The sequence below is a fragment of the Microcoleus sp. BM001215392 genome (assembly GCF_036700185.1).
Taxonomy (GTDB): domain Bacteria; phylum Cyanobacteriota; class Cyanobacteriia; order Cyanobacteriales; family Microcoleaceae; genus Microcoleus.
This window is the reverse complement of record NZ_JAUBOJ010000111.1, coordinates 3,452-17,768: the sequence shown is the minus strand read 5'-3', so window position 1 is coordinate 17,768 and position 14,317 is coordinate 3,452. Positions and strand designations below refer to the sequence as shown.

The 14,317-nt window shown below is 45.0% G+C and carries 11 protein-coding genes; 7 read left to right on the top strand and 4 right to left on the bottom strand.

Going from position 1 to position 14,317, the window contains the following annotated elements; all coding sequences use genetic code 11:
* Positions 1-731, top strand: a 731-nt coding sequence (locus tag QT974_RS14225) for an alpha/beta hydrolase (RefSeq protein WP_333469119.1), incomplete at its 5' end; no start/stop codon positions are given.
* Positions 732-925: 194 nt separating this feature from the next.
* Here QT974_RS14225 and QT974_RS14220 read toward each other — a convergent pair.
* Positions 926-1,669: a pentapeptide repeat-containing protein gene (locus QT974_RS14220; protein WP_333469118.1), complete on the bottom strand. Its 744-nt coding sequence runs from the start codon at positions 1,667-1,669 to the stop codon at positions 926-928.
* A gap of 797 nt (positions 1,670-2,466) precedes the next feature.
* On the opposite strand from QT974_RS14220, the gene QT974_RS14215 reads away from it, so the two are divergent.
* The 3 genes from QT974_RS14215 (at position 2,467) to QT974_RS14205 (ending at position 6,158) form a co-directional block, all read left to right on the top strand.
* Positions 2,467-3,120 carry an ATP-binding protein gene (locus QT974_RS14215; RefSeq protein ID WP_333469117.1) on the top strand — a complete coding sequence of 218 codons (654 nt, stop codon included), beginning with the start codon at positions 2,467-2,469 and terminating at the stop codon, positions 3,118-3,120.
* 287 nt (positions 3,121-3,407) lie between these two features.
* On the top strand, positions 3,408-3,746 hold the full coding sequence (locus QT974_RS14210) for a DUF3593 domain-containing protein (protein ID WP_333469116.1): 339 nt from the start codon (positions 3,408-3,410) through the stop codon (positions 3,744-3,746).
* Between the two features lie 384 nt (positions 3,747-4,130).
* Positions 4,131-6,158: a serine/threonine-protein kinase gene (locus QT974_RS14205; protein WP_333469115.1), complete on the top strand. Its 2,028-nt coding sequence runs from the start codon at positions 4,131-4,133 to the stop codon at positions 6,156-6,158.
* Here the strand turns inward: QT974_RS14205 and QT974_RS14200 are convergent.
* The 3 genes from QT974_RS14200 to QT974_RS14190 all read right to left on the bottom strand — a co-directional run bounded on the left by QT974_RS14200 (position 6,135) and on the right by QT974_RS14190 (position 11,034).
* Positions 6,135-10,037: a DNA polymerase III subunit alpha gene (locus tag QT974_RS14200; RefSeq protein ID WP_333469114.1), complete on the bottom strand. Its 3,903-nt coding sequence runs from the start codon at positions 10,035-10,037 to the stop codon at positions 6,135-6,137. The two genes, QT974_RS14205 and QT974_RS14200, sit on opposite strands and share 24 nt — an antisense overlap.
* A gap of 212 nt (positions 10,038-10,249) precedes the next feature.
* The gene (locus QT974_RS14195) at positions 10,250-10,669 is read right to left on the bottom strand and encodes a lysozyme inhibitor LprI family protein (RefSeq protein ID WP_333469113.1); all 420 of its coding nucleotides are present in this window, start codon (positions 10,667-10,669) and stop codon (positions 10,250-10,252) included.
* A gap of 56 nt (positions 10,670-10,725) precedes the next feature.
* A complete protein-coding gene (locus QT974_RS14190; RefSeq protein WP_333469112.1) occupies positions 10,726-11,034 on the bottom strand; it encodes a DUF2499 domain-containing protein in 309 nt (102 codons plus the stop codon).
* 327 nt (positions 11,035-11,361) lie between these two features.
* On the opposite strand from QT974_RS14190, the gene csaB reads away from it, so the two are divergent.
* From csaB to trmB, 3 genes are all read left to right on the top strand, one after another.
* The gene (gene csaB, locus QT974_RS14185) at positions 11,362-12,408 is read left to right on the top strand and encodes a polysaccharide pyruvyl transferase CsaB (protein WP_333469111.1); all 1,047 of its coding nucleotides are present in this window, start codon (positions 11,362-11,364) and stop codon (positions 12,406-12,408) included.
* 142 nt (positions 12,409-12,550) lie between these two features.
* On the top strand, positions 12,551-13,225 hold the full coding sequence (locus QT974_RS14180) for a Uma2 family endonuclease (protein WP_442933181.1): 675 nt from the start codon (positions 12,551-12,553) through the stop codon (positions 13,223-13,225).
* 122 nt (positions 13,226-13,347) lie between these two features.
* The gene (gene trmB, locus QT974_RS14175; RefSeq protein ID WP_333469109.1) at positions 13,348-13,980 is read left to right on the top strand and encodes a tRNA (guanosine(46)-N7)-methyltransferase TrmB; all 633 of its coding nucleotides are present in this window, start codon (positions 13,348-13,350) and stop codon (positions 13,978-13,980) included.
* Positions 13,981-14,317 lie beyond the last annotated feature (337 nt).

Here is a 14,317-nt window from a genome sequence, read left to right as displayed (position 1 = left end):
GATCCCCCCTAACCCCCCTTAAGAAGGGGGGGACAAGAGCCTTATCAAAGTCCTCAGACTATCCGGGGGTTGCAAGAGTGCTTCCAGTTCCCCCACTTCACAAGGGGAGGCTGGGGGGGGTAGTTTTGTACCTGCACGGTAATGGTTCAAATGTGGGTGCAAATGTCGAACACGCTAATAGATTTCATCGTTTAGGTTTGTCGGTATTTCTGATTGATTATCGCGGTTATGGAAACAGCCAGGGCGATTTTCCGAGCGAATCTCGGGTGTATGAGGATGCTCAACAGGCTTGGGATTATTTGGTGAAACAGCGCGGGATTCACCCGAATCAAATTTATATCTACGGTCATTCTTTGGGAGGGGCAATTGCGATCGATCTGGCGGTGCGCCACCCGGAGGCTGCGGGGTTAATTGTGGAGGGTTCTTTTACTTCGGTACTAGCAATGGTGGATTTCCAAAAACCGCTATTTAGGGTGTTTCCGATAGATTTGTTGCTGGTGCAGCGGTTTGATTCTATCTCAAAGGTCGATCGGCTGCAAATACCCGTCCTATTTATTCACGGGACTGCTGACAAGGTAGTTCCAGCCCAAATGAGCAAAAAACTGTTTGATGCAGCACCTGAGCCTAAACAGCTTTATATAGTTCCAGATGGAGGCCACAATAATACAGCACAAATCGGTGGTGCAGAATATCTGGACAGAGTGAACCAATTTTTAGATTTTTCAAAGTAAAGAAAATATGTTGTATGGCAAAAAACCGGGTTTCTGAGTTGAGTTTGTAGTAGTTAGTGACCTATGGGGGTTGAAAAACCGGGTTTCTACGAGTTTTGGGTTTGGTAACGAGAAATCTGCGAAGAAACCGGGTTTCTGGGTTCGATCGCGCGATCGCCCCGAATATGCAATTCAAACGCACAACAGCTTAAGACTTAATTAAACCTTAAAACATTCAACCACCAGTCAGCGATCGGACGGCAGTAATTGCAGTAATTGTTCGAGCTAATTGATTGTTGTGGGTTTAATTGGCAGCCTCGCCGAGATATTTTGCGGTTCGGCATCCGGGCGCCGCAGAAATTAGCATCTGTCAGATTAGCTTTGTTCAATCTCGCATCGCTCAAGTCTGCCCCTCTGAGGTCTGCACCGCTGAGATTTGCACCGCTCAAATCAGCTTCTTTGAGGTCTGCACCGCTGAGATTTGCACCGCTAAAATCGGCATTTCTCAGGTCTGTGCGACTGAGTTTAGCTGCGCTCAAATTAGTGCATTTTAAGTTAGCTAACTGTAGGGATGCGTCTCGGAGAGAACTCTCGCTGAGGTTGGCATTTTCTAAGTTAGCTCCCCTGATGTCGGCCCGGCTCATGTCGGCTTTGCTGAGGTCGGCGTCGGCCAAAAAGGCGTTTCTCATATTGGCGTTGTTTAAATTAGCTTCCACTAAGTCAGCCGCAGTCAAGTCGGCATCCACTAGGTCAGCCCTGCTGAGGGTGGCGCGGCTCAAGGAAGCACCAAACAAATCTGCGCGGCTCAAGGAAGCGCCAAATAAGTCGCATCCGGGGCATCCTCTGGTTGCTAGCAAACGCTTGATTAGAGACAAATTTTGAGCTTGTAAGGGAACGGCTGCGCAAAACGGCAGTAGCAGTATGGCTGCTACCAGAATTGTCTTTTTAATTTTGGTCATAAGCTGTTGCGCATTTAAATTGGATATTTCAATTACCTGTTCCCAAAGAGTCAATTTCTTGGCTTTTCCCTTTCTCCCCCTCGAACATAACAGACTCTGTGGATGCGAGCCAAGCTTGATTTAGAGGGAGCATCTCATTTTTGTAAAAAGCCTTTTTTCTTTGAGTGCGAGCACTACTACAAATGCAAAACAGAGATGCACCCGATTTAGAGAAGTCATCTAACTGCGATCGATCGTATAGTTTTATGCCCGAATCAGGCGCGCGGCGCTAAAAAGTGGGTTATACAGTAAATTTTTGGTTGTCAAACCCCATATTTTTGCCAGGAACTGCGTTGTTTGCTCAATTCCTAGTCTAGTCGATTGACGTTACCTGATGGTGTAACGTTTGCTGGGACGATCGCTCGCGGATACTACTTACGCCTTTGGATTGATAGCGAACACCTAAAAGCTTGGTTTGGGGGCCTGCGAATGCTGGTTCACCAGCCCCCAAACCATTCTTTTTGCTAGTTTTCAACGGCTCAGTCAGCTAATTTGCTCCGCCCGTACCTAAGTATTTGTACTCACTCAAGCTGGCTGGTGTTGATCGAGAGCGATCGCTCTCGGTAGGCGCGATCGGTAAATAAGCCAATTGGCTTAGACTCTTAAGACATATTGCTGATGCGCTATCTTCGCTAAAAAAGATAGGATTCTTGGGTAATCGCCGAAATAATACTGAGCAAGCAAGTATAAAAAGCTACAACGTATATCGGCGGGTGTGAATATTGGGTACAGCTAATACTTTCAGGAGACTAAAATAAATGTCGAACAGCATAGATCAACTGGCAGAAGGCGGCAGAGGCATCAAACTCATGTGGCAGATCGCAGACGAGCTAGCTTACACCCGCAGTCTTGACGGTCGAAATTGTTTGTTTATCAGCAAAATGTACGAAGTAGAAGGTCGCAGTCGATCGCAAAATATAAAAAAGGCTAGCGCTTTAGATGGGTTAATGAATTTGTTCAAAAGATGGGACTGGCAGGATAATATAGAGCAAGAAGCAGAACTAGATGAAAGTTATGTTCAAAATATCAGCCTGGAAGTCAACACAGATGTGAATGCTTTAGCTAAAGTTTTAGATTGGTTTGAGCAGTTAAAAGATTTATCGCTTCCCGATCGGGTTTGGTTCGAGTTTCAGTTAGCCTTGGCTGAAGCTTTCACTAATGCAGTTCGGCACGCTCACAAAAATATGCCAGCAGCAACTCCCGTCAAACTTGAAATTACAGTGTTTAACGGACGCTTGGAACTCCAAGTTTGGGATTGCGGCCAGGGTTTTGACTTTGATGCTAAGCTCGCGGAAATTATCGCAGCAGATAGAAAACCAGGCTTGGATTTACAGGTTGTGAACGATCCTTGCTTGATGCCTCCTAACAGAGCTAAAACTTTGGAACGGTCTCATTTTCTAATTGCTGGATAGTTGGTAAAGGAAGAATTTACAGACTGGTACGGTGGAAAATGTGTGATAATAACAACGGTGTTAGGGGAAAAGTTACGGGTTTTGTCTGTGCATCACGGGTTTTGAATAGCGACCTGCTGCGGATGAGGTTAAAAGCTATGGACTTGGGTGAGTCTCTAGCAGTGCGATATCAATGGGTACATCTGTCGAATTAAACATGACAAGTTCAAAATTAAACGTTAAAAAATATTAATATTAATTTTTGATGTTTTAATTTATCATAGTATTTGGTAGCTCACCAATTACTAATGATTTCCAAAGAAAGTTTATTTGTTCTATCTCTATTTCCCTACTTGGGATTTCTCTGGTTTTTGACTAAATCTGGAAAAACACCCCGTTTAGCTCTGATGGGATTTTACGGGACTCTGGTTTTTGTGGCTGTGACTATTCCTGCCGCAATTTACGCAAAAGTGGCATACAACGAGTCGCTAGCAAATGTCGATTGGCTGCACGGTTCTGCTGAACTGTTCTTGACACTTGCCAATATTTTAGTAGTTTTAGGCTTTCGGGAAGCGGTGATTAAAGCCAAAGCATCCTCACAGAATGAGGGCGAAAAGCAAGAGTGTGTTGTAGACGGGGGAAAATAGCCGCCGTTAATAGAATTTGTGATTCGTGATTTGTGATTGGGGAATAGTCGATCGATTAAGGATTGCGAGCTAGTTGAGTCGGGGACGGATGCGGGGTTAAAAATGCGGTTTCTGGCTTAACGTTCATCGCTGACAATAGCTGATTTTGGGTAGAAAGTGGGTTTTTAGGGTGAAGTGCGTTCTAGAGTTGGCGATCGGCTTTCCCTGCAAAATTGTAAGAAAGCATTAAAATATATGGAAACCCACCTCAAGCACTTTTAGCCCCGGGCCGATCTGAGATCCGAGATTTTGGTACGATCGAGAATGCTGCTCTCGGAGTGAGTGGAAATCGACTACCATGTTGCTAAGTTTAGGTGTGGTGGGAATCTCCAGGCAGGAACAAAGATGAGCTATTGCCTAAATCCCGATTGCCAGAAGCCACACAATCCTGACTCAAGCAAGTTTTGTCTGACGTGCGGCTCAAAATTGCTGCTAAAAGAGCGTTACCGCGCCCTTCAACCTATCGGTGAAGGAACATTTGGCAGAACTTTTTTAGCTGTCGATGAAGATAGGTTGAAAACTCGCTGCGCTATCAAACAATTTTTCCCCCACGTTCAAGAAAAGGCAGGATTAGAAAAAGCAACTACACTGTTTAAACAAGAAGCTCATCGGCTTTACGAACTCGGGGAACACCCCCAGATTCCAAGTTTGCTGGCTTCTTTTGAACAAGCGCAACATCTGTATCTTGTGGAAGAGTTGATCGAAGGAAATAATTTGTTTCAGGAGTTGCAGCAGCGGGGAGCTTTTAGCGAGGAACAGATTTGGGAATTGTTGATTAATTTATTGCCTGTTTTGCAATTTGTTCACGAGCGGCAGGTGATTCATCGAGATATTAAACCGGAAAATATTCTGCGGAGAAATTCCCAAACTCTCTCGACTCCTGCTAAAGGAATAAAAGGGATAATTCGGGCCCCATCTCCTGCTGTACAGGGGAAGCCCAGGGGGGGTCAGTTTGTGCTGGTAGATTTTGGAGTTGCTAAGCAGATTAACGCCATTTCTGAGATAAAAACTGGTACGATAACGGGAACTGCTGGCTATGCGCCGATCGAACAAATCCGCAGCGGTAAGGCTTATCCGGCCAGCGACCTTTACAGTTTGGGCGTTACCTGCATTCACTTGCTGACTGGGGCGGTACTCAATGATTTGTTCGATGCTTTGGAATGCAAATGGATTTGGCGATCGCACTTAGCACAAAAAGGCATCAAAGCCAGCCAAAAATTAACAACTATTTTGAATAAATTGCTCAAAGATTCGGTAAAAGAGCGATATCAATCCGCCGCTGAAGTGCTGCAAGACTTAGTGAAATTTGGGCAATATCCCCGATCGCAAATTGCGTATAACTACCGTCCCAAAATAGCTATCAATTCGGCAACAACGAACTTACAGCCGCAGACACCAACCGCCGTGTTTACCGCGTCGCCCCAAAAAAATCAGGTTCCGGCATCCGCCAACAACCCACAATTATTGTCTCATAACTGGCAGTGTGCGCGCATTCTTCACGGTCATGCAGACTCGGTTAATGCTGTTGCGATATGCCCTCAAGGCAAAATTATCGCTAGCGCCAGCGACGATAAAACAATTAAGCTGTGGAACCTGCAAACAGGCGAATTAATTCATACTTTTTTCGGTCATTCGGCAACGGTTGATGCTGTGGCCATTAGCCCCGACGGCAGAATGCTGGTTAGCGGCAGTTTTGACCGAAAAGTTATTGAGTGGAAGCTGGATAAAAAGGCGATGATTCGCGAGTTTTACAGCGATTATGGTTCGCCGTACAGTCATCGGTACGGCTCCGTGTATTCGGTGGCTTTTAGCTGCGATGGAGGAGCAATTGCCAGTGGGAGCGGGGACAAGAGCATTAAGTTGTGGAACCAGCGCAACGGAGCTTTAGTTCAAAAACTTTCGGGCCATTCTGACAAGGTGTTATCTGTGAGTTTCCGCCCTCAAAGTATGATGCTGGCTAGCGGCAGTGCGGACAAAACTATTAAGGTTTGGCGTGTAGGTATTGCGGAGAGTGTGCGGACTTTTGTCGGTCATGGGGATTGGGTTTATGCGATCGCCTTTAGTCAAGATGGTAAGATGATTGTCAGCGGCAGTGCCGATGCTACGGTAAAATTGTGGAATGTCGATACAGGGGAAGTAATTAATACTTTGAGCGGGCATTCTGATGCAGTGATTTCGGTAGCTATCAGTCCCGATCGCGAAACTATGGCTAGCGGCAGTCGAGATGGTACTGTTAAACTCTGGAACTTGCAAACAGGCGAATGTTTGTGCAGCCTGGTTGGGTGCAATCCGGTGGCTTTTAGTCCTGACGGTCAAACTTTAGTCACCGGTGGGGATGGCGGCGAGGTGTTAGTTTGGCGGGCGTTTGTTTAGTTGGGCGAGATAGGTGAGATACTGGGATATGCGATCGACATCTGCGTCAATTAAGCGATTGGCCCAAGAATGTATGTTAAGTTGCGATCGTACTTCCCGAAATACCGCAGCATCCCCGCGATTGTCGAGAGGAAAAACCCCAGCATCAAATCCCGCAGACTTGAGACGGCTAACAGCGCCCTCGCCATCTTGTACCCACAATTTAGGGTTAATTCGCAGCGGCTGACAGCAATATTTACCGACAACAATGCCGCCCACAGAAGCCCTAGCATCCTCTCGGCGATAGGAAAGTTCTTCCAAAAGAGCTTTGAGGGAATTGAGTTTTGCTGCATCTTGTACTTGCTGCGGTGTAAACTTGACAATCACCATTTCTAGAACTTCCACTGGTTTTGTGACTCGTGGAAAGTTGACAGGTTGCGCCGCCCAGGAATTTTGTGTTTCCGGTTGAGGCGCCCAAGAGTTTTGTATTTCCGGTTGATTCGCCCAAGAATTTTGTATTTCCGATTCTGACACCTCAATTTCCGCTACAATCTCTGCTGTATCTACAGGCTTTGCAGTGTCTACAATTATCTGAATTTCCTCGCCATCCTTCTCAATTTTCCCGCTAATTAGCAAGATAGCATTATCTACAATGTAAGGTTTCAGTTGTTCGTAAGCTTTGGGAAATACAACAGCCTTGATTTGATGAGTCAAATCTTCTAATTGCAAAATTGCCATTGCATCGCCTTTCTTAGTCACCACAATTTTGATAGCGTTGAGCATGACAATAACCGATACTTTACCCTTTTTATCGGCTAACTGTCCGAGACTCAAAACATCTGGGTCTTGGTTAACTTGCAGCAGAACTTTTAGGGGATGTTCTGACACATAAAAACCCAGCAATTCTTTTTCTAAACGCAATTTATCCTGTGTATCAAAATCTTTCACAGTTTTTGATTTTGGCGCAGAATCATAGGTGCTTGCCGACTTGGCGAAGCTATTCCCACCTAACAAGTCAAACAGATTACCTTGACCGCTTTCTCGATCTTTTTTGCGGTCTTGCGCCCATTTCATCACCCCTTCCAGGTCGTTGACTAATTGCTGGCGGTTGGGTGCGATTTTGTCAAAAGCACCACAATGAATCAAGGCTTCTAGAGCGCGGCGGTTGACAGAATGTAGATTTACGCGATCGCACAAATCAGCCAGTGACTTAAAATCCCCCCCTTCCTGGCGCGCCGCCAAAATAGTTTCAATAGCCCCCTCACCCACATTTTTAACCGCCGAAATTCCAAACAAAATTTTATGTTTTTCGGCCTTTGTCATCTCCATCGGCAATGGCATAAAAGTAAGTTCAGAGCCATTAATATCAGGTGGCTCAACGTCAATTTTAAGCTTGAGACAATTAGCAATATATCTCTGTACCTTCTCCTGGTCGCCTCTGTTTGCAGTCAGCAATGCAGCCATGTATTCTACAGGAAAATTCGCCTTTAAATAAGCAGTTTGATAAGTGATATAGGCATAAGCCATTGAATGGGATTTATTAAAGCAATATTCTGCGAATTGTAGCATTTGACCGAACAACTCTTCGGCAATTCTTTGAGTGACACCATTCTTAGTTGCGCCATCAATAAATGTTTCCTTTTGCTTCTGCATTTCATCAGCCTTCTTCTTTCCCATAGCGCGGCGCAGCAAGTCAGCTTGACCTAAAGAATAGCCCGCCAAATCTTGAGCCATCCGCATAATTTGCTCTTGGAAACAAAGCGTTCCATAGGTTTCTTTTAAAATTGGTTCTAACAGCGGATGGTCATATTTAACCACCTCTCTACCGTGTTTGCGATCGATAAATTGTGGAATCAAACCAGCATCCAGCGGGCCGGGACGATAAAGCGCCAGAATAGAGGAAATATCATCCAGACAGGAAGGTTTAATTTTTTTTACTACATCCAGCATCCCCGAAGATTCTAGCTGAAAAATACCTTCCAAATCTCCTTTTTCTAATAGTTGATAAGTTTTTGCTACATCACCTGGCAACTTGTTGTTTCTAGTAAATGTCTCTTGAGCTCTGCGTTCTATATCAGAAGGTAAGCCTTCGGCATCGATAGTTATATCTTGCGTTTGCTTAACATATTCGACTGTTTTTTGGAGAGTTGTTAAATTTTTAAGTCCCAGAAAATCCATTTTTAGTAGCCCCAAAAATTCCAAGTCTTCCATGAAATATTGGGTGATCACGGCACCATTGTCATTCTTTTGCAGCGGTACAATTTCATCCAATGGCTGGGAAGAAATCACCACACCTGCCGCGTGAACGCCATAGGTTTTGTTAGTTCCTTCAATGCGAATTGCCATGTCAATCCACTGACGCACTGGAACTTCGGTGCCAGTTTCTGCATTGATACAAATTGTATTTTCGTAGTTGTCTTTAAATTCCTGTGCCGGTGTTCCATTGGAAATCATCACTTTGAGTTTTTCCGGTTTCCCCCGCGACACGGGAATCATTTTTGCCATTTCGTCGGCTTTTTTGTAGGGAATACCTAAAACTCTGGCAACATCTTTCAAGACAGCTTTTGATGTCATTCTGTTGAAAGTAATAATTTGTGCTACGCGGTCTGTACCATATTTTTCGGTGACATATTTAATCATATCGTCGCGTCTTTCTATGCAAAAATCGCTATCGATATCTGGCATAGATTTACGTTCGGGATTGAGAAATCTCTCGAATAGCAATCCGTGGTGTACGGGGTCTATGTTGGTAATGTTGAGGACGTAAGCAACTAAAGAACCTGCCGCAGAACCACGTCCTGGCCCGACGGGAATATTGTTGTCTCTGGCATATTTCATGTAGTCCCAAACTACTAAAAAATATTCAGAAAAACCCATCTGCTGAATCATTTTTAGTTCATATTCTAGTCTTTGTTTGTAGACTGGGGGAATTTCGTTTCTGGTGCGAGTTTTGAGGCGCTCTAATAGTCCCAGCCAAGATATTTCTTCTACATAGGTATCGGCGGTATGTTCTGGGGGAATTGGAATTGTGGGAATCCGAGCTTCTCCTGTCAACTCGTATCTTGATACTTTGTTTGCTACTTCTAGGGTAGTTTCGATCGCCTGTTTGATGGTTTCGTCATCCAAATGGTCTCGAAACAGTTGCGCCATCTCGTCAGCGGACTTAAGATACTCTGTGCCGCTGTAGCGCATCCGCTTTTCTTCTTCAATCAGTTTGTTGGTGTTGATGCACAGCAAAGCGTCGTGTGCTTCTACGTCGTTGCAAGAAATATAGTGAGAATCGTTGGTAGCAATTATTTTGATGTTTAGTTCGCGGGCAATTTTGATGATTTCGACATTCACCATGCGGTCTTCTTGGGAACCGTGGTCTTGAATTTCTATATAATAGTCATCCCCAAACACTTCTTTATACCATTGGGCGACTTCGCGGGCAACATCTAGTTTGTTTTGCAGAATCATTTGGGGAACTTCGCCACCCAAACAAGCGCTGGTGACAATCAGACCTTCGGAGTATTGTTTGAGTAGGTCTTTGTTGATGCAGGGGCGGGCAAAAATACCTTTTTCTGGCATTCCCTTTAAGTGGGAAATTGTGGTGAGTTTGACTAGGTTTTTGTAGCCTTGGGTATTTTTAGCTAAGACAACTTGATGGTATTTTCTTCTACCTCGAACTTTGACTTCGATGTCGCCGTTGACGACATACATTTCATTACCAATGATGGGCTTAATATTTTTATTTCGGCAAACTTTGATTAGCTCGATCGCCCCATACATCACTCCGTGGTCTGTAAGGGCGATCGCGGGCATCCCCAATTCCACCGCCCGTTCGGCGAGCTGCTGTAGCTGAGATGCCCCGTCTAGCAGGCTGTAATCGCTGTGAATGTGCAAGCCAACGAAGGACATAGCGATTTTAGATTGTAGATTTTAGATTCTAGATTCTACACCATTGGCCTGTGCAAAGATCGCATAAAAAAACAAAGCTTATTATCACTGTTAAGATGATTTAGGGTGGGGTGCGTGACCCAGTAATACATCAGTTTGCTGTATGCGGACGATCGAATGGGTAAGTTGCTGTCGATCGCGATGGCTACGCCCCGGCTTACGCCTACGCGCTTTTACAAACTTGCTTGTTCCAAATAACCTTCCAAATCTTTAATACGTTCTTTTGTCACTTTTGCTCTGCAATAACCGTAGATAGAAGGAGCCAAAGTTCCGCCTTCAAACACCCCTGCTTCATAATTGCAAGTTTCATCTCGAAACTTGAGCCAACTGCGCTGTGCCACAGTCAATCTCTGCTTTTGTTTGCTGTTGAGTTTTGGCAGGATTTGCTGATATACTTGATTGAGTTTTTTGTCTGCTGCCTCAAACTCCTGAGTCGAACAAATACTCATGTCAACCGTGGTTTGAGGGCTTTTACAGTTGGGCTGTTGCGCGATTTCCACTAGATTATTGCTGGCTTGGCCCGGGAGCAAAAATCCCCCAGCTAAAAAAAGTAAAATTGCCGTAAATGTTGCCCAAATAGTGCTATTTTTCAAGGACTTTTATCCTTAGTTTGTTAGTAATGACTAATTTCCTATCAACTGTCAAGCGGTCAACTGTCAACTGACTGCTGAGCCGATCGCCAAATCCACCAAGCAGCCGCCCATAGAGTAAAATTACCGATGACAGTCATCGCGGCTTGCAGGGTAACAATCCATTCTAGGGCTGGGGAGTTGTCAAAATAGTGCCACGTACAGGCGCACATAGCGCTGACAAGGGCGGGTAACATCCCGGCGGAAAGGGCCCACCAAGCTCGGTTTTGAGTGACTTCGCCGTAAGTCCAAATTAACCAGATGGCGGCAATCCACTCGACGACGCTAGAGACATGAATAATCCAGGTAGGAATTGACAAAGCGTGCATTTTTTGTATGGTTAAGGAAGATGTGTGGCAGTTGACAGTTGACAGTTGACAGTTGGCAGTTGACCGTTGACCGTTGACCGTTGACAGTTGACCGTTACATTAGAGCGTCCCCGCTCGCTAAGTTCGTGATTTTACAGCTTGCCTGCTCGCTGAGAAAAGGGTTGACATTTACACCATTTATGGTAGCAGGTTTGCGGTTCTATTCATGAGGTTATTTGTGCGAAGAGCGATCGGCGGTTGTGATATTTTGTTGTTTTCAAAAGAATCTTTTGGTAACAATAATTAGGTATTGTAATAGTTATATTAGATTCCAAACAAAGAGTAGAAATGCGAGCAATTTTGTGCGGCTATTACGGAAAAGGCAACGGCGGCGACGAGGCGCTGTTGGCTTCGCTACTGCAAATGTTACCAGATGGGGTGACGCCGATCGTCCTATCAGGCAATCCTGTCGAGACAAATCAGCGGTACGGAGTAGCTGCGCGCGATCGCATGAATGCGTTTGGTGTCCTCGATACACTCCGCAGCGCCGACGCCCTAATCTGGGGTGGCGGCAGTTTAATCCAAGACGCTACAAGCCTTGCGAGCCCTTTCTATTATGGCGGTTTGATGGGATTAGCGCAGCGGATGGGCTTAAAAACTGTCGCTTGGGCCCAGGGAATTGGGCCTCTAAAACGCGAAATGACTCGCAAATTATCTCAGCGTTGTTTTAGTGGATGCACAGCCGTCAGCGTGCGGGATAAGGGCTCAGCTACCCTACTTGCAGATTGGCAAATTCCCTTTACATTAGCACCCGATCCCGTATGGGCTTTAGAAAATTCCCCTGTCTCCGGTTTGTGGGATTTGCCATCGCCCAGAGTTGCGGTTTGTTTGCGATCGCACTCTACACTCACACCCGCCCGTTTGTCAATCCTAACTCAAGCTTTAGTTGACTTTCAAAAAGCCACTCGCACCTTAATTTTGCTGTTGCCTTTCCAAGCTTCTCACGACTTAGAAATTGCCAAACATTTACACGAAGCACTGCCGAAAAGGAGCCGCATCCTGAGTTTAGACGATCCGAGGAAGTTGAAAGGAGTGTTCCGGGGAGTCGAAATGGCGATCGGGATGCGCTACCACAGTTTAATTATGGCAGCATCCGAAGAATGTCGCTGTTTTGCCCTCAGCTACGATCCCAAAGTTACTCAATTGATGGACGAGTTAGAAATGCCGGGATACTTATTATCAGAATTGCCCGAAGATCCCTATTTAATCAGCAAAACCTGGATGGAGCACTATGCCAACGGCGCCGCACTATCGCCAGAAAGGATAAAATTTATTGTAGGGCGATCGCTCTTTCATAAGGAAGTATTGCAAACAGCACTCCAGCAGTCTCAGTAAACAGTTAGCAGTTGATAGTTGACAGTTGATAGTTGACCTGGAACAGCGCAGTTTTGATAGCGGGGATGCTGACTCTATTTTTGCTAAGAGGTAAAATACCGTGACAGACAGTAAATCCGGCTTAAAAATCACTTGGGAAAAAATGCCAGAGCCTTTCATTTTAGAGGAAAGACCAGCCCCAAATATCGACCAACCCCTACTCGCAGCCGCCTTGCGCGAAATCCTAGAAATTGCGGGGCTAATATTAAAAGGAATATTAGTTGCTCCAAATATGGCCATTTGCGGGACAATGGACAGCCAAACAGTTATGAAAGCGCCAGATTTGTTTTATGTCCGCAATGTACAACCGCTTCCCGCCCCGGAGGTTCGCCGGATTTACACCCCCAACTTAGAAGTAAAAGAGGAAATTCCCGCGATTGTCATGGAGTTTTTAGGAGCGACTCAGGGTGACGAATATTCAGCTAAACCAACTTTTCCACCGGGAAAATTCTTTTTTTATGAGCAAATACTGCGAGTACCAATCTATGGTATCTTTGAGCCTGCGGCAGGATTGCTAGAAGTTTATCGGTTAAATTCATCAGGAAGATATGAAGTAGAGCCGCCCGATGCAAACAATCGTTATTGGATTGCAGGAGTAGGGTTATTTCTAGGTGTTTGGTACGGAACAAAAGCTGAAAGAACCGGATATTGGTTGCGCTGGTGGGATGAGAGCGGACAGATGTTATTGTGGGGTGCAGAGATGGTGGAAAGGGAAAGACAGCGAGCCGATCGACTATCCGCACAATTAAGAGCAGCAGGCATTGAACCAGAAGCTTGATACAATAATTTAGCAATAAAAAATCCTAAGACAGGAATTTTTCATTGCTAAATTCATCTGCGTTAATCAACGTTAATCTGCCCAGATCAGCGGTTAAAAATTACATTCAGGAGACAGAAAAATTGGCAAGAGTTAGAGTTCGGGAACACGTAAATCCCCTATCCATGAGATATCAAACATCCGCCAGTGCCCCAGATTGGACGAAAATATATAGCGACTTAAATTTGCCACTGCATTTAGATATCGGCTGCGCCAGAGGCAGGTTTTTGTGGCAAATGGCGCAAATCCAAACTGATTGGAATTTTCTCGGATTAGAAATTCGGGAACCTCTGGTGGACGAGGCAAATCTTTGGCGCGACGAAAAAGGCTTGACAAATTTGCACTATTTGTTTTGCAATGCGAATAGTTCCCTGAAGCCAATTTTAGAAACTCTTCCCCCTGGTACTTTGCAGCGAGCGAGCATCCAATTTCCCGATCCGTGGTTCAAGAAAAAGCACCACAAGCGACGGGTGGTACAACAGGAATTAGTCGGCGAGTTGGCGACTTATCTGGCTGTTGGCGGCGAAGTGTTTATTCAATCGGATATTGAGGAAGTAGAAGTCGAAATGTGCGATCGCTTTTCATCTCATCCTAGCTTTAAACGCACAAATAACGGTGAATGGTTGGCAGAAAATCCCATGCCCGTAGCCACTGAAAGAGAAATTGCTACTCTCAAACGCGGGGAACCTGTTTATCGAGCAGTGTTTCACAAATAAAGGCTATCGAATTAATTGCGACGTTTCACAAAAATAAAGCCCGCCGAATTAATTGCGATGTTTCGCAAATAAAGCCCGCCCAATTAATTGCGATGTTTCACCATAATTAATGGTGATGTTTCAAAAATAAAACCCGCCGAATAGAATTCGGGGCTACACAAACAATGTCCGCCTCCGCGGACTGAAGATAAGAGTATCAATAAAAGCTGATTAGGTGTTTGATATAATATCAAATTTATTGAAAATTACATTTTATACTATTTGCTTAAATTTGCATTTATCTATTTTCTTGAGTCCGCGGAGGCGGACATTGTTTGTTTGGCGTGCGAATTCTATT